Genomic DNA, 15,759 nt, shown 5'->3' with positions numbered 1-15,759 from the left:
CCTTGCCGGCCCTCCTCGTTTCGTCAGTCGTGATGCGGCTCTGGTCTGGCGCCGCACCCTGCCTGGCGGAAGGAGCAAGGACATGAGCGGCGAGCCCTACAGCGGAAAGCACGACAGCGCGCGCTATCACGAACAGACGATCAACCGCGGCGAAGGCGGCGAAACGCACCAGGTGGCCGGCGGCGAGGCACCGGTGCTCACCACGCAACAGGGTATCCCGGTTGGCGACGACCAGAACTCGCTGAAAGTGGGAGACCGGGGGCCGCTTGCGCTTGAGGACTTTCATTTCCGGGAGAAGATCTTCCACTTCGACCATGAGCGCATCCCTGAGCGCCTTGTGCATGCCCGCGGTTTCGGCGCGCACGGCTTCTTCGAGCCTTATGAATCGCTTGCGGACATCACCAAGGCCGACCTTTTCCAGCGCCCCGGCGAGCGGACTCCGGCCTTCGTGCGCTTCTCCACCGTGGCGGGGAACAAGGGCTCCTTTGACCTGGCCCGCGACGTGCGCGGTTTCGCGGTCAAGCTCTACACCAAGGAGGGCAACTGGGACCTGGTCGGCAACAACATCCCGATCTTCTTCATTCAGGATGCGATCAAGTTCCCGGACATCGTGCACGCCGTGAAGCAGGAGCCGGACCGCGGTTTTCCGCAGGCGCAGTCGGCGCACGACAACTTCTGGGACTTCGTTTCGCTCACGCCCGAAAGCACTGCCATGACCCTGTGGATCATGTCGGACCGGGCCATTCCCCGCTCCTTCCGCTTCATGGAAGGTTTTGGCGTTCACAGCTTCCGTTTCGTCAATGCGGTCGGAGAGTCCACCTTCGTCAAGTTCCACTGGAAGCCGAAGCTGGGCATGCAGTCTGTGGTCTGGAACGAAGCCCTGAAGATCAACGGCGCCGACCCGGACTTCCATCGCCGGGATCTTTGGGACGCCATTAAGGCCGGTGACTATCCGGAGTGGGAACTGGGGCTGCAACTCTTTGACGATGCCTTCGCGGAGCGCTTCGCCTTCGACATCCTGGATCCGACCAAGATCATTCCCGAGGAGGAGGTGCCGGTGCGTCGGGTGGGGCGGTTGGTGCTGGACCGATGCGTCGATAACTTCTTCGCTGAAACCGAGCAGGTGGCCTTCTGCACCCAGAACATCGTCCCCGGCATCGACTTCAGTAACGATCCGCTGCTGCAGGGCCGCAACTTCTCCTATCTGGATACTCAGCTGAAGCGGCTGGGCAGTCCGAACTTCACGCATCTGCCCATCAATGCGCCCAAGTGCCCCTTCCACACGCTGCAGCAGGACGGGCACATGACTTTCGTCAATCCTACGGGGCGCGTGAACTACGAGCCCAATTCCTGGGGGCAGGCAGATGGCGGACCCGGGCCGCGCGAGGCACCGGATGCCGGCTTCCACAGTTGGCCTTCGGAGGAGGCGGGCCGCAAGCGAAGGGTGCGGCCGGAGAGCTTTGCCGATCACTACAGCCAGGCGCGGCAGTTTTACATCAGCCAGACCGAGGTAGAGCAGGGACATATCGTCCAGGCTTATGTCTTTGAACTGAGCAAGGTGGAAACACCGAGGATCAGGGCGCGTATGGTGTCCCATCTGCGCAATGTGCATGAGGATCTGGCAAAGGCCGTGGCGGACGGGCTACGGCTACGGGAAATGCCGCCGCCGGCCGACGCCGCCCGACCTACGCGCGAAGATCTGCCCTCATCCCCCGCTCTCAGCATTCTGCTCAACGGACCTGACAGCTTCCACGGGCGCAAGGTGGGTGCTCTGGTGACCGATGGTGTCGATGCCGATCTGGTCGCTGCCCTCAAGGATGCCTGCGAACAGGAGGGCGCGATGCTGAAGTTCGTGGCCCCGCGCATCGGCGGGGTAGAAGCCAGCAACGGCACTTGGATCGAAGCGGATGAGAAGATCGATGGCGGGCCGTCGGTGGTCGTCGATGCCGTGGTCGTCCTGCCTTCGGCTGCGGAAGCGGCGCTGTTGGCTTCGGAGGCTACGGCGCGGGACTTCGTGAGCGACGCCTTTGCCCACTGCAAGTTCATCGGCTACGGCGCCGACGCCATGCCGCTGCTGGAGAAGGCCGGCGTGGCGCAGGAACTGGATGGTGGCTGTCTACCGCTCAACACCACGGGGGACGCTTCCGCCTTTATCATGGCCTGCCGCAAGCTGCGCCATTGGGAGCGCGAGCCGAAGGTGAAGCAGGTGTAGAGATTTCCCCGCTCAAGAAAGAGGACTTGTCCAACGCCCCGGTCTCAGTAATCCAACTTCTCCGGGAAGGGTGTGCTCTATAAGGTGGGTTGTAGGGCACGGCGATGCTGGGCGTCGACGCCGTGGCGTGAAAGGATCTGGGCGGGGAGGGACGGATGGCGCAGGACACAACCGGCGGGCCAATTGACGGGCTCGGCGCCGGACAATTCTCGGGTTTCTGGAAGCGACTGCGCGCAAATCCACCGGGGTGGCGCCTCACCATCGGCGTTCTTGGGGTGACGACCGTGCTCTGGGTCCTCGGGCGCATGCACACCCCCTCATCGCACGCCTTCTGGCCCTGGTTCGGCCCCTCGATGCTGCTGGCGATCCTGGCGGTCGGGCTGATGGCCGTTGTCCTTCTGGCCACCGTGCGCAGTCCCATGATCGAGCCGCTGTTCGGCGGGCTTGATCGGGCCATCCGGTTGCATCGTCAGCTCGCGCCCTGGGCTGTGGGACTGATCGTGGTGCATGTGGCGATGCTGGTGCCCATGACGATCGGGGAGGGCGGCTCCCTGGGTGATCTCTTGATACCCTTCTGGTCGCCAACCGCCTTCACCCCAGATTCACTGGCACTGATCGCGCTATTGATCTGGACCGGCTTCGCCTATGCCCGCTGGTGGAGTTACGAGGGCTGGCTGGCCCTCCACAACTTCATCGGTCCGATTTTCCTAATCGGAACCGCCATTGCGATCCGCAATCCCGGCACAACGGTGGTGCACTACGAACCCCTGCGCTTCTGGATCTGGCTGTTGATCCTCGTCGGGCTGGGCGCCTGGGCCTATCGGGTGGCCTACCGCTGGATCGCCCCGCGTTTCAATTACCGGGTGGAGGCCGTGACCCTCCGCAATCACGATACGGTCGACTGTATACTGCGCCCCCAGGACCGGCGGATGCTGCATGAACCGGGTACTTTTGTCTTCATCAACCGGCCAGGTCCGGAAGGAAAGCGATGGGAGTTGCACCCCTTCTCGGTGTCCTCCTCTCCCACCGAGCGTGATCTGCGCATTTCGGCCCGGATGGTTGGCGATTTCACGCGCGCCTTGCCGGCGATGGCGCCCGGTGAACCCGTCGAGGTTTTTGGTCCCTTCGGCGGTTTCACGCCCCATCGCTATGCCCGCTACCGGCGGCTTGTCTGTATTGGGGCAGGCATTGGCATCACGCCCTTCATGGCCATGCTGCGCTTTGAAGCCAGCAACAACGACTTTCGCCGCATCTGGCTGTGGTATGTCGCCCGGACCGAAGCCGATGCGCCCTATGACGACGAGTTGCAGGATGCTGTCGAGACAGCGGATTCTTACGTCGACTACGAACTCTGGCTGACCTCGGAGAAGGGGCGGCTCACTGCGCAACAGGTGATGGAAGCCGTTGCGCCGCTGGACGACTACGCGGTGATGCTTTGCGGCACACCGCAGTTCGTTCGGGCGATGACAAAGCAGTTCGTAGCCGCCGGCTTGCCCCGCGAACGAGTGATAGCGGAGGATTTCTACTTCCGCTGACCCACGCGCGAGGAACAGTCATTCAATCGGATGACTGGGTAGATGATGGCTGCTCATCTGCCAGCGCGGCACGGATCAGTCCTATTGCGTTCTCCAACCCATAGAGCGCGAAAAAGGAGCCCAGGCGGGGGCCCTGCTCCTGGCCCAGCAAGATCTCGTAGCAGGCCTTGAACCAGTCGCGCAGGCCGGGGAAGGGGTGACGCTTGCCGACTTCGTAGACCTGGTTTTGGATGGTTTCCGCATCGGCATCGGCCGGCAACTCCTCCAGGGCCTGCAGCAGATCGGACAGCGCGACGCGCTCCATCTCGTCCGGTGCGCGGTAACGCTTCGTGGGCTTCACGAAGTCGCGATAGTAGGCGATGGCGTAGCCCACCAGCCGGTCCAGCAGCGGCTCACTTTCAGCGCTGGCGCCGGGTGCATAGCGGCTGATGTAGCCCCAGATTACCGAAGGCTCGTCGGCATTGACCGTGCCCACCAGGTTCAGCAGCAGGGAGAAGGTGAGCGGCGGCACCTGAGCAGGCGGCTTGCCCTCGTGGATGTGCCAGACCGGGTTCTCGAGCTGCTTGGACGCTTCTTCCTGCGGATACTTGCCCAGGAAGGTGAGATAGTCGTCGACCGTGCGCGGAATCACATCGAAGTAGAGCCGCTTTGCGGTGCGCGGCTTCTGGAACATGAAGAGCGAAAGGCTCTCCGGCGGTGCATAGGCCAGCCACTCATCGACCGATAGGCCGTTGCCCTTGGACTTGGAAATCTTCTGGCCCCGGTCGTCGAGGAAGAGCTCGTAGTTGAAGCCCTCGGGCGGCGGTGCGCCCAGAATGCGACAGATGCGCGAGGCAAGCTGCACAGAGGGGATGAGATCCTTGCCGCTCATTTCGTAGTCGACGCCCAACGCGGCCCAGCGCATGCCCCAGTCGGGCTTCCACTGCAGCTTGCAGTTCCCGCCAGTGACCGGCAGCTCGGTGCGTGTGCCGTCCACATCCTCGAAGACAATCGTTCCCGCTTGCGCATTGTGCTCCAGGATCGGCACCTGGAGCACCTCACCAGTCTTGGGGGAGATCGGCAGAAAGGGGCTGTAGCTCTGCTGCCGCTCGGAGCCGAGGGTCGGCAGCATCACCTCCATGATGGCGTCGTAGTTCTCAAGGACCTTGAACAGGGTCTCGTCGAAGCGGCCGGAGAAGTACCAGTCCGTTGAGGACTGGAACTCGTACTCGAAGCCGAAGGAGTCCAGAAAATGACGCAGGCGAGCGTTGTTATGATGCCCGAAGGACTCGTGCTCGCCGAAGGGGTCGGGGATCTTTGTCAGCGGCTTGCCCAGGTGGGAGCGCAGCATCTCCTGGTTCGGCACATTGTCCGGCACCTTGCGCAGGCCGTCCATGTCGTCGGAGAAGCAGAACAGCCGGGTGGGGATGTCCGACAGTGTATCGAAGGCACGGCGCACCATGGTGGTGCGGACCACTTCGCCGAAGGTCCCGATGTGCGGCAGGCCGGACGGGCCATAGCCGGTCTCGAAGAGCACATAGCCCTTCTCTGGCGCTTTGTCCCCCAAGCGAGCCAGCAGCTTGCGCGCCTCCTCGAACGGCCAGGCCTTGGCCGCCAATGCCAGCTCTCTATCGCTCGTCATGATCGCGCACACTCCAGCGTCGGGATTACGGGGGAGGGCGACGTTATGCACGGGGCAAACCGAAGGTCAATCGCGGCTGTTGCCGTTGTCGTTGCTGTTTCCGCTGCCATTGCGAGCGAAGAGCAGGGCACGCAGGAAGCCGCGCTCTGATTCGGCCAGTTGCTGGAAGCGCTGGCGCTGCTCCGGGGTGAGTGCCTGCAGGAAGCCGTGAACCTCCTCGCCCATGTCGAGCCAACGCTCCAGGCGGGCATCGCTGTCCTCGCGCAGGATGGCGCGCATGCCGCTGCGGTCGTAGCTGTCGCGCACCAGGGCTTCCAGCACCTCGCTCTGGCGGGTATCGCGGCGTTCGTCGTTGCGGTCCCGCTCTATGCGCGCGCGCAGGGTATCGCGCACCGCGTCCAGCGCAGCTTCCTGTTCGGCATTAAGGTCGAGCTGTTCGGCCGCCTGCGCGGTTTCGTTGGTGGCTTCATGCGACATCCGCTCGGCCTGCTGCTGGGCTTGCAGCACGCCGAAGAGGAAGCCGGCATTCACGAGCAGGGAGAGGACCAGGAGCAGCCAGGGGAGTTTACGGTTCATCAGGGAAGGGGCCTTTGGCTCAGGGCAGGTCAGGGAGCGGGATCGCACTCAACTCAATCGAAGAAAAACTCGTCTTCCGGCGGCAGGAACTCGGGCAGGCTTGCTTGTGCAAACTGCCTTTCCTGCTCCAGAGCCGGCAGGCTGCCGCGCAGCCCCATCTCATAGCTGCCGTAGGCGCCGAAGAGACCGATCGCCAGCGTTGCCGCCACCGCTGCTACCTGCGGCATGCGGCGCCAGAACGACGGCATCGGCTGGTGTGTTGATTTGCGCTGCGGTCGCAGTGCGCGCAGGCGCAGCAACAGCTTGTGTGGCACGTTCGGCGGTGCTTCGGTCAGGCTTTCGCGCAGCTCGGCAAGACGCGTACTGGCTTCGAGTGGATTGGCGGCGATCCAGCTCTCCACCGGTGCGGCCTCGCTTTCCTCCAGCCGACCTTCCAGCCAAGCTGCCAGGAGATTGACATCGGGCTCGCTGATGGGCCTGCTCTCGCGCAAAGCCTGCGCTACGGCGCTCCAGGCGGCACCGGCATCCTTGGGGTGTGGCAATCCTGCTCCGGTCGACATAAGCCGTTCTACTCCTGCTCACTTGCCGGTGATACGCGCCGGTCGGGCCTTGGCATCCCCCAGCTCCGGAAACTCTTCGGAAAAATAGACCCGCAGCCGGGTCAGTGCCTTGTGGTGGGCCGAGCGTACGGTCTGTTCGGTGATGCCGAGCAGGCGCGCGACCTCGGAAACATCCAATTCACGTTCGTAGAGCAACGCCATGATCGCAGCCTGCCGCGGCGTGAGCAGGTTGCGGGGAATGGGCAGGGGATCCGCCGCGGGAGGGGTGGTCTCGCCGTCTTCCGGCAGGATCTCCCTGGGCTCCGGTGCGCGCTTGAGGCGGCGAAGGTGGTCAAGGGCGGCGGAGTTGGTGACCACCGAGAGCCAGGTCGAGAGCTGCGCGCGGCCAGGGTCATAGGTGCGCAGTAGCCGAAAGTCGTCGCGCACCAGCTTCTCGAACACCTGTTGCACAACGTCGTCTGCTTCATTCGTGCGACCGGCCCGCTCGAGAGTACGGCGGGCAGCGGCCAGTACCACCGGCGCAGCACTACGCACGAAGGCGTCCCAGGCGCTCCTGTCGCCGGCAATCAGCCGGGAAATATCGCTGTCCTGAAGTGACATGGAGCTCAAGGTCCAATGGCTCCATGGCGAAAGGGAGGCGCGGCCTGTTGGAGCATTGCGGATGGCGAGAGGGCTCTACTCGGGGGCCCCGAGCAACTGCAGCAGGGTGGCGGCGCGACCTAGACGTCCTCGAATGGCCGCCCAGTCCGTTGCTTCGCGGTCCATCAGTACCTGTGCCATGGGCCGCTCGTCCAGTTGCACATCCGCTGTCAGTTCCTCTTTGCTCAGACGGCCGTCCCCGTCGGTGTCGTAGAGGGAGAACACACTGGAGAGCGGCGCGATGCGTGCCAGACCGCGGGAGAGGTGAAGTACGGTTCTCTGCTTGCCGGACAGACTGTCCTGCATGTTGCCGGACCAGTCGAGAAAGCCGCTGCGCACGGCCTGAAGTTCGGCAAGGTCGAGATGGCCGTCGCCGTTCGCATCGGCGAACTGCCAGCCGTGATCCAGGCAATCGCGCGATGGTGCTTCGGTGCAGAGCAGACTGCCGATGGCGACGAACTGGTGGAACACGTCGGGCGTGGGCGGGTCCTGAGCGCTTGCCGTGCCCGCAACAAGGCCAAACAGGACGGGCAACGCCGCAAGGCGCCGCAGGAGTGCTCTCATGGCGGCGGACTTCGTCAGTTTGCTTTCACCTTCACGTAGGAGCCCGGCGCATCCTCGATGGGGGAGAGCTTGCCGTCGCCGGGCTGGCGGGCCGGCACCTTGGCGCCGCCCTTGCTTCCGACCCAGGTGCCCCAGAGTGGCCACCAGGAGCCCGGCTCTTCCTTGGCGCCCTCCAGCCACTCGTCGGGCGTCTTGGGGCAGCGGGTATTGACCCAGTGGCTGTACTTCCCCGCAGCAGGGGGATTGACCACGCCAGCGATATGACCCGAGGCCGCGAGCACGAAGCGCTTCGGACCTGAGACCATCTGCGTCAAGGCATAGGTCGATTTCCAGGGGGCGATGTGGTCCTCGCGGGTGGAGAGCATGAAAATCGGCGTCTTGATGCGGCGCAGGTCGATGGGCACGCCGAGCAAGGAGAGGCCGTCAGGCTGCGCCAGCAGGTTCTCCTGGTACATCTTGCGCAGATAGAAGGAATGCATGGCCGCGGGCATGCGGGTTGAATCGCTGTTCCAATACAGCAGATCGAAGGGAAAGGGGTCCTTGCCCAACAGATAGTTGTTCACCACGAAGGACCAGATCAGGTCGTTGGCCCGCAGCATGTTGAAAGTCGTCGCCATGGCGGAACCTTCGAGATAGCCCTTCTCCTCCATGCGCTTTTCCAGCGCCTGTAGCTGCTCCTCGTCGATGAAGACTCCCAACTCGCCTGATTCCGTGAAATCGGTCAGCGCGGTGAAGAAGGTCGCGCTCTTGATCCGCTTGATGTCCGGACCGGGCTTGTCGGCGGGCTTGGCGTGCAGATAGGCCAGCGTGGCGGCCAGCAGGGTGCCGCCCAGGCAATAGCCGATGAGGTTGATTTCCGGCTCGCCCGTTGCCTGCTCGACGGCGTCGATGGCGGCGAAGAGACCCTCGACCATGTAATCCTCGAAAGACTTCTCGGCGAGACGCTCATCGGGGTTCACCCAGGAGATGACGAAGGTGGTGTGCCCCTGCTCCACCGCCCATTTCACGAAGGAATTCTTCTCGCGAAGGTCGAGGATGTAAAACTTGTTGATCCAGGGGGGCGCGATCAGCAGCGGCCGCTTGTATACCTTTTCCGTTGAGGGCGTGTATTGAATCAATTGGAAGAGGTCATTCTGGAAGACGACCTTGCCGGGGCTGACCGCTATGTTTTCGCCCACCGTGAAGGCTTCGTGATCGGTCATGGAGATCGCGAGCTCGCCCTTGCCGCGCTCCAGGTCGTCCAGCAGGTTTTGTAAGCCTTCCAGCAGGTTCTCTCCGCGGGATTCCACGGTCGCCCGCAGCACTTCGGGATTGGTCATCAGGAAATTGCTGGGAGCAAGGGCGTCGACGAACTGCCGGGTATAGAAGTCCACCTTCTGCGCGGACTTGGCATCGAGACCTTCGACCTCCTGCACCTGGGCCTGCATCCAGCGGGCCGTGAGCAGATAGGACTGCTTGATGAAGTCGAAGAGCTGATTGTCCTCCCAGGCCGGGTCCCTGAAGCGACGGTCGCCACGCTCCGGCGACACCACCGGGTCCGTTTCCTGACCCATCATCCGCAAGGTCGTGGACTGCCACAGCCGCATGTAGTCCTGCCACAGGCTGGCCTGGGCCTGCATGAGCCGTACCGGGTCGGCCATCATGCGCGCCGTCATCTCCATGAAGGCGCTGCCGATGTTCAGCGGGTCCGCTGCGGGAGGCTCTTTCGACTGAGTCGCCTGCCGCTCAAGGAACGCGCTCACGATCTTTTGGCTACGCTCGGCAATTTCGGCCATGGTTTTTGCGGTTGCGACCGGGTCCGGCAGGTGGCCTTGTCCCTCGTTCGTGCCCTGTTGCTCGGCCATTGGCCCTTCCTTATGCTCCGATTGCGAGTAGCCATTCAACACCAGTCCACTCGATATGAGCAGTGAAATCGCGGCTGCAACCGTCCGTTCGCAGGGGCGTTAGCATTTTGGCAGCCGGCATTTGACACCCTCACCTGCGTGCAGGGGCTTGAGAACGCCGGTTCGTTGCCTTCCCTCACCCCCGGCCATGCCGTAAGAAGTTGGCAGGGCAACACGGAGATGAAGATGGCCTTAGGGACGTTCCGCAGTATCACGCCGCTCGTGGCAGAGGCCGGATCGCTTGGGCGCGTGCCTACGAGTGGCATGGTGCAAAGGGCGTGCGGCATCCTACTGGGCACGCTGCTCCTCACCGGCTGTACCGGGGGACTCTTCGGGTCGGAGGAGGCCCGCCCGCAGCGCATTGCCGTGGACGAGTCAGCGGTGGCTGAGGAAACCGCACCGCCCCTGACCTCCGTGCCCACACAGGCGCCGGCGGTGACGCCGCCGGAAGAGCGTGAAAGGCTCCTGCAGGAACTGCGCAATGATCGCGCACGTGCCCAGGGCCGTCAGGTTGCAGCGAACGCTGGGACTGATCTCTCCGGCAGCAATCAAGCCCAGGCAAGCCAGCAGGCGGAGCGCCCAAGCGGCGCCCAGCGTGAGGGAGCAGAACTGGCAGCCGTCATCCAATTCGCTCGCGACTCCGACTCGCTCGATTCCCGCGATCGCTCAATCCTGGACGATGTGGCCCGCTTGCAGCAGGAGCGGGGGGCAAACCTCCTTGTGGTGGGGCATGCCTCGGCCCGTACGGCCCAGATGGCGCGGGAGCGGCAGTTGGAACTGCACTATGACATATCCCAGCGTCGCGCTGATGCCGTTGCCCGGGCGCTGCGCGATGCCGGTGTGGCGCCAGGCGCGCTTTTTGCCCAGGCCATGGGTGCCGACGCGCAGCTCTATCAAGAATCCATGCCCAGCGGCGAAATCGCCAATCAGCGGGTGGAGATCTACCTCTTCTAAGCTTTGGGCTGGGACGAGGGCCTCCGCTGCAGCGCGATGCCATGCCGACCTCACCGAGACGGATGGCGTGTGCGTGTTGAAGGCGCGTCCCACGCTTGCTTCAACGTGCCGCTATTGCTTTCGCCGGACGGCGAGACGCGCTATCCCTGCCGGAACATGAATCGCTTGAGAAAGAGGATGCTGTGGTGACGGGTGCGATGAAGATCGGCGTGGCGGGATTGGGGACGGTCGGGGGCGGTCTGTGCCGACTGATCGAGACCAATGGAAGCCTGCTGGCGCAGCGTTGCGGCCGTTCGCTTTTGGTATCGGCTGTTTCAGCCCGCGACCGCCGCAAGGACCGGGGTCTGAGCCTCGAAGGGGCGCGCTGGTACGAGGATCCGGTCTCACTCGCAAAGGATCCCGAACTCGACGTGGTGGTGGAGTTGATCGGCGGGTCGGAAGGTGTGGCTTACGAGGTGGTGGCAACGGCGTTAAGCGCCGGCAAGCATGTGGTCACCGCCAACAAGGCCCTGATCGCCCACCACGGCACAGCCCTGGCGCGGATTGCTGAGGAGAAGGGCGTCACCTTGGCCTACGAGGGCGCAGTGGCCGGCGGTATTCCCGCGATCAAAACCCTGCGTGAGGGACTGGCGGGCAACCGGGTCACTCGGGTGCAAGGTATCCTCAACGGCACCTGCAACTACATCCTCACCACTATGCGCGAAACTGGGCGCGAGTTCGGCGAGGTTCTGGATGAGGCGCAGAAACTGGGTTACGCCGAGGCTGATCCCAGCTTTGACGTGGATGGCGTGGACGCGGCGCACAAGCTTGCGATCATCACCGCCCTCGCTTTCGGCTGCGAGGTCGATTTCGATGCGATCCAGGTGGAAGGCATCCGCCGCGTCAGTGCGATCGACATCGCCTATGCCGAGGAGTTGGGTTTCCGCATCAAGCTGCTGGGCATCGCCCAGCGTCGCAATGGCGCGATCGAACAGCGCGTCCATCCCTGCATGGTGCCGAAGAGCGCCCCCATCGCCAGCGTCGAAGGAGTGTTCAACGCCGTGCATGCCGAGGGCGATTTTGTCGGACGGATCATGATTGAAGGCGCTGGTGCCGGGGAACGTCCCACCGCCTCGGCCGTTGCCGCGGACCTGCTGGACATCGCCCGCGGGGCGCAGTTGCCGACCTTCGGAATTTCGGCAACGGCGCTGGAAAGCTTGCCCACCCTGCCTATGGCAGAGCATCGCGGCGCCTACTATTTGCGCCTGCTGGTGGTCGACCGCCCCGGCGTCATCGCCGACGTGGCCGCTGCCCTGCGCGACGAAGATATTTCCGTGGAGGCCATGCTGCAGCGCGGCCGGGCGCCGGGCGAGGCAGTGCCCGTGGTCATCGTCACGCACGAGACCGGAGAGGCGCAGATGGCCAAGGCCCTGGCCCGGATCGAGGCGCTCAAGAGCTGCCTGGAAACTCCGCGCATGATCCGCATCGAACAACCGTGACGCCAAAGATTAAGCCTGAGATCAAGAACGAGAGTTGGAGGAAAGAACAGTGAGCACCCTGGATCGCAACCTTGCCCTGGAAGTCGTGCGCGCAACAGAGTTGGCGGCCTTGGCTGCAGCGCGCCTGATGGGGCGTGGAGATGAGAAGGCGGCCGACCAGGCAGCGGTCACAGCTATGCGCGCAGGCCTGAACAGCCTGACCATCGACGGCACGGTGGTCATCGGTGAGGGTGAGCGCGACGAGGCGCCGATGCTCTACATCGGTGAGCGGGTCGGCAGCGGCGGTCCCAAGGTGGACATTGCGCTGGACCCGCTGGAGGGGACCACGATCACGGCCAAGGGCGGCCCCAATGCGCTTGCGGTCATCGCGTTGGCGGGGGAGGGGGGATTTCTCCACGCGCCGGACGTCTACATGGACAAGATTGCCGTAGGCGGCGGGCTGCCGGACGGGGTGGTCGACCTGGATGCCTCGCCGGAGGAAAACCTCAAGGAACTTGCCAAGGCCAAAAAGATGGATGTGGAGGACCTGGTGGTCTGCATCCTCGACCGACCGCGCCATGAAGACCTAATCGCCAAGGTGCGCGCAGCAGGCGCGCGGATCATGCTGATCGGCGATGGCGACGTGTCGGCGGTGATTGCGACCAGCCGGGGCGACACTGGCGTTGACCTCTACATGGGCAGCGGCGGCGCACCCGAGGGTGTGCTGGCTGCGGCAGCGCTGACCGCCATTGGCGGACAGTTTCAGGGGCGATTGATCTTCCGCAACGATGATGAGCGCGCTCGCGCCCGCAAGGCCGGGATCACCGACTTTGATCGCAAGTATCTGCTGGAGGATCTGGCCAGCGGCGAGGACGTGATGTTCGCCTGCACTGGCGTGACCGATGGTTCGATGCTGCGCGGTGTGCGCCGCTTCCCCGGTGGCGCCATGACCCACTCCCTGGTCATGCGCTCGCGCTCCGGCACGGTGCGGCTGGTCGAGACCGAGCACAACTTCACGCGCAAGACCTGGTACGATCAGATAGGCAATCTGTGAGTCTGACGCTCGACTCGCCGGCGAATGAGCGGCGGCCCTGTTTTTTGGCCGTCGAACGCTCGTTGACTGGCAAGCGCTGGGAGCTGCGTTCCCGGGATGAGCGCGCAGCGCTGGGCTTGGCCCAACGACTGCGGCTCCCGGAGCCGGTGGCACGTGCCTTGGTGGCCCGCGGCGTGGCTGAGGAGGCGACGGAAGTCTTTCTGGAGCCGAGCCTGCGCTACCAGCTGCCGGACCCTTACTGCCTGAAGGATATGGAGGCGGCGGCGGATCGCTTGGCTGCGGCGATCCGCAAGGGTGAGCGGCTGGCTATTTTCGGCGACTACGATGTGGACGGCGCAACCTCCGCCGCCGTGCTGCACCGCTTCTTCCGCTCCGTCGGGGTTGATCCGCGCATCTACGTGCCCGACCGCCTGCGCGAGGGCTATGGCCCGAACAGTGCGGCGCTACTGCAATTGAAGGAAGAGGGTGTCGACCTTGTCATAACCGTTGACTGCGGCATCACTGCCCATGAGCCTCTTGCTGCTGCCAGGGATGCCGGACTGGAAGTGATCGTGGTCGACCATCATGCGGCTGAGCCGGCCTTGCCGCCGGCTGTGGCGGTGGTCAATCCGAACCGTCTCGACGACGACAGCGGCTTGGGCCATCTCGCCGCCGTGGGGGTGGCCTTCCTGCTGGTGGTGGCGGTGAACCGAACGCTGCGGCAGTCGGGCTGGTACGTCGAGGGGCGTGCGGAACCGAACCTGCTGCAGTGGCTGGACATCGTGGCCCTGGGCACGGTCTGCGATGTGGTGCCGCTCACCGGTCTCAATCGCGCCCTGGTTTCCCAGGGTCTCAAGATCATGGCCAGCCGACACAATCCCGGCCTGCGCTCGCTTTGCGATGTGGCGGGCCTCGATGAACGGCCGGGCGCCTATCACCTGGGCTTCCTGCTCGGCCCGCGGGTGAATGCGGGCGGACGGGTGGGGGAGGCCGCCCTGGGCGCCGGGCTGTTGGCGACGGATGACCGAGCCGAAGCGGAGGCAATCGCGGCCAAGCTCGATGCCTGGAACCGCGAGCGGCGCCAGATCGAGGCGGAGGTTCTGGCCCAGGCGATCGAGCAGGTTGAAACGGCATCCCCGCCGCAGGGTGTGGTGTTCGTGGCGGGACCCGGATGGCACCCCGGTGTGATCGGCATCGTCGCCAGTCGCCTGAAGGAACGCTACGGCCTGCCCGCCCTGGTGCTGGCCATGCAGGACGACGGCCTGGCGAAGGGCTCGGGGCGCTCGGTGCCGGGGCTCGATCTCGGTGCGGCGGTCATCGCGGCGCGCCAGGCGGGGCTGCTGGTCAATGGCGGCGGCCATGCCATGGCCGCCGGCCTGACCGTGGCGAATGACGCCATTCCCGTCCTGCGCGCCTTTCTTGAGGAGCGCTTGGGCGAGGAACTGATCCGCATCGCCTATCGCCCTGCATTGGGGTTCGACGGTGCGCTGGCGCCGCGTGGCGCACATCATGGGTTGCTGCAGGCGCTCGAACGCCTGGCGCCCTTCGGGACGGCCAATCCCGAGCCGCGCTGGGCCCTGCCCAACCTGCGCCTGGTCAAGGCCGACCCGGTGGGCGCAGACGGCAATCATCTGCGGATGATCGCCCAAGGGGAGGACGGCGGAAAAGTGAAGGCCATTGCGTTCCGTGCCTTCGAGAGCCCGCTCGGAGAAGCCCTGCACCGGGGTGCCGAGGGCCGACTGGTGCATCTCGCCGGGAAGCTGCGCGCCGATGCCTGGACCGGGGCAGAGGCGGTGCAGCTCATCGTGGATGACGCCGCGCTGGCTCAATGAACGGGGGTTGCGGCCTCCTTTTCTTGCCCGCCTTCTCGGAAACGGACTGCTGCCGGCGCATCTGGCCGGCTATACTGGTGGCATGATCTCGCTGCGCGTCCTTTTTCTCTTGGTCCTGCTGAGTGTAAGTCTTGCCGAGCCCCTGCGGGCCCAGGCTCCCGTTGACCTCGCGCTTGTCTTGGCGGTGGACGCCTCCTCTTCGGTCAATGCCTACGAGTTCGATCTGCAAATGAACGGCATCGCGGATGCTTTCCGCGACCCCGAGGTGCAGGGTGCGATCAGCGGCGTGGGGGACCGCGGGATGGCTGTGGCGCTGGTGCAGTGGGGCAGCCAGAACGAACAGGTCGTCGCGGTGGACTGGAGTCTGGTTTACGATCCCGCGACTGCTGCTGCCTTCGCTGCCGCGGTGCAGGCCGCGCCGCGCTATGTCGATGGTGGCAGCACGGCCATTGGCAATGCTTTGCGCTTTTCCACCCGGTTCCTCGCCAGCGCTCCTTACCAAAGCATGCGCCAGGTGATCGACGTCTCCGGAGACGGGCGGATCAATCAGGGCATAGCCACACAAACCGGACGCGACGCGGCCGTGGCCGCCGGCGTGACGGTCAATGGTCTGGCGATCCTCAATGAAGAACCGGGCCTGGACCTCTATTACCGTGACAATGTCGTCGGCGGGCCGGGCGCCTTCGTTCTGAGTGCAGTAAACTATGAGGACTTCGGCCGCGCCATGCGCCTCAAATTGGTGCGTGAGATGGCCGGCCCACCCATAGCGCAGCAGGCGCCCGAGGGGGAAGGCCTGTTGCTGGCCTGGCAGAACTGCCGCTTGAATGCGCCGGCCGGTGCGGACTGCGCGCCCGAGCCAGCGGGCAGGGCGCAAACCTCCCCCCGCTGAACGG

At 64.5% G+C, this 15,759-nt stretch carries 13 protein-coding genes; 7 read left to right on the top strand and 6 right to left on the bottom strand.

Annotated elements, in window-relative coordinates; genetic code table 11:
* Positions 1-82 precede the first annotated feature (82 nt).
* Complete coding sequence (katE, locus tag P2G67_RS03845) at positions 83-2,212, top strand: catalase (protein ID WP_275820209.1); 2,130 nt, start codon at positions 83-85, stop codon at positions 2,210-2,212.
* 155 nt (positions 2,213-2,367) lie between these two features.
* On the top strand, positions 2,368-3,747 hold the full coding sequence (locus P2G67_RS03840) for a ferredoxin reductase family protein (RefSeq protein WP_275820207.1): 1,380 nt from the start codon (positions 2,368-2,370) through the stop codon (positions 3,745-3,747).
* 22 nt (positions 3,748-3,769) lie between these two features.
* Here P2G67_RS03840 and P2G67_RS03835 read toward each other — a convergent pair whose 3' ends face one another.
* The 6 genes from P2G67_RS03835 to P2G67_RS03810 all read right to left on the bottom strand — a co-directional run bounded on the left by P2G67_RS03835 (position 3,770) and on the right by P2G67_RS03810 (position 9,551).
* Complete coding sequence (locus tag P2G67_RS03835; protein WP_275820205.1) at positions 3,770-5,368, bottom strand: lysine--tRNA ligase; 1,599 nt, start codon at positions 5,366-5,368, stop codon at positions 3,770-3,772.
* A gap of 66 nt (positions 5,369-5,434) precedes the next feature.
* Complete coding sequence (locus tag P2G67_RS03830; protein ID WP_275820203.1) at positions 5,435-5,944, bottom strand: Spy/CpxP family protein refolding chaperone; 510 nt, start codon at positions 5,942-5,944, stop codon at positions 5,435-5,437.
* 53 nt (positions 5,945-5,997) lie between these two features.
* Positions 5,998-6,504: a hypothetical protein gene (locus P2G67_RS03825; protein ID WP_275820201.1), complete on the bottom strand. Its 507-nt coding sequence runs from the start codon at positions 6,502-6,504 to the stop codon at positions 5,998-6,000.
* A gap of 18 nt (positions 6,505-6,522) precedes the next feature.
* Complete coding sequence (locus P2G67_RS03820) at positions 6,523-7,104, bottom strand: RNA polymerase sigma factor (RefSeq protein WP_275820199.1); 582 nt, start codon at positions 7,102-7,104, stop codon at positions 6,523-6,525.
* A gap of 75 nt (positions 7,105-7,179) precedes the next feature.
* Entirely contained in the window at positions 7,180-7,707 is a 528-nt protein-coding gene (locus P2G67_RS03815; protein ID WP_275820197.1) for an EF-hand domain-containing protein, read from the bottom strand.
* 14 nt (positions 7,708-7,721) lie between these two features.
* A complete protein-coding gene (locus tag P2G67_RS03810) occupies positions 7,722-9,551 on the bottom strand; it encodes a PHA/PHB synthase family protein (protein ID WP_275820194.1) in 1,830 nt (609 codons plus the stop codon).
* A gap of 225 nt (positions 9,552-9,776) precedes the next feature.
* On the opposite strand from P2G67_RS03810, the gene P2G67_RS03805 reads away from it, so the two are divergent.
* From P2G67_RS03805 to P2G67_RS03785, 5 genes are all read left to right on the top strand, one after another.
* The gene (locus tag P2G67_RS03805; RefSeq protein ID WP_275820192.1) at positions 9,777-10,544 is read left to right on the top strand and encodes an OmpA family protein; all 768 of its coding nucleotides are present in this window, start codon (positions 9,777-9,779) and stop codon (positions 10,542-10,544) included.
* 185 nt (positions 10,545-10,729) lie between these two features.
* A complete protein-coding gene (locus tag P2G67_RS03800) occupies positions 10,730-12,022 on the top strand; it encodes a homoserine dehydrogenase (protein WP_275820190.1) in 1,293 nt (430 codons plus the stop codon).
* 58 nt (positions 12,023-12,080) lie between these two features.
* Positions 12,081-13,055 (top strand): class II fructose-bisphosphatase, encoded by a 975-nt coding sequence (glpX, locus tag P2G67_RS03795; protein WP_322099639.1) that lies wholly within the window; start codon positions 12,081-12,083, stop codon positions 13,053-13,055.
* A 62-nt stretch (positions 13,056-13,117) separates the two neighbouring features.
* Positions 13,118-14,866, top strand: coding sequence for a single-stranded-DNA-specific exonuclease RecJ (gene recJ, locus P2G67_RS03790; protein ID WP_275820186.1), 1,749 nt, complete (start codon positions 13,118-13,120; stop codon positions 14,864-14,866).
* A 7-nt stretch (positions 14,867-14,873) separates the two neighbouring features.
* Entirely contained in the window at positions 14,874-15,755 is an 882-nt protein-coding gene (locus P2G67_RS03785; protein WP_275820184.1) for a DUF1194 domain-containing protein, read from the top strand.
* Positions 15,756-15,759 lie beyond the last annotated feature (4 nt).

Source organism: Aquibaculum arenosum (assembly GCF_029222965.1).
GTDB classification, from domain to species: domain Bacteria; phylum Pseudomonadota; class Alphaproteobacteria; order Kiloniellales; family DSM-21159; genus Aquibaculum; species Aquibaculum arenosum.
Note: the sequence above shows the minus strand (reverse complement) of the source record. Positions and strands in the feature narration are given on the sequence as shown.

Bases quoted from the DNA above. Each gene is read 5' to 3' on its own strand.
- katE (WP_275820209.1), top strand. From the start codon at position 83: ATGAGCGGCGAGCCCTACAGCGGAAAGCACGACAGCGCGCGCTATCAC.
- P2G67_RS03840 (WP_275820207.1), top strand. From the start codon at position 2,368: ATGGCGCAGGACACAACCGGCGGGCCAATTGACGGGCTCGGCGCCGGA.
- P2G67_RS03835 (WP_275820205.1), bottom strand. From the start codon at position 5,368: ATGACGAGCGATAGAGAGCTGGCATTGGCGGCCAAGGCCTGGCCGTTC.
- P2G67_RS03830 (WP_275820203.1), bottom strand. From the start codon at position 5,944: ATGAACCGTAAACTCCCCTGGCTGCTCCTGGTCCTCTCCCTGCTCGTG.
- P2G67_RS03825 (WP_275820201.1), bottom strand. From the start codon at position 6,504: ATGTCGACCGGAGCAGGATTGCCACACCCCAAGGATGCCGGTGCCGCC.
- P2G67_RS03820 (WP_275820199.1), bottom strand. From the start codon at position 7,104: ATGTCACTTCAGGACAGCGATATTTCCCGGCTGATTGCCGGCGACAGG.
- P2G67_RS03815 (WP_275820197.1), bottom strand. From the start codon at position 7,707: ATGAGAGCACTCCTGCGGCGCCTTGCGGCGTTGCCCGTCCTGTTTGGC.
- P2G67_RS03810 (WP_275820194.1), bottom strand. From the start codon at position 9,551: ATGGCCGAGCAACAGGGCACGAACGAGGGACAAGGCCACCTGCCGGAC.
- P2G67_RS03805 (WP_275820192.1), top strand. From the start codon at position 9,777: ATGGCCTTAGGGACGTTCCGCAGTATCACGCCGCTCGTGGCAGAGGCC.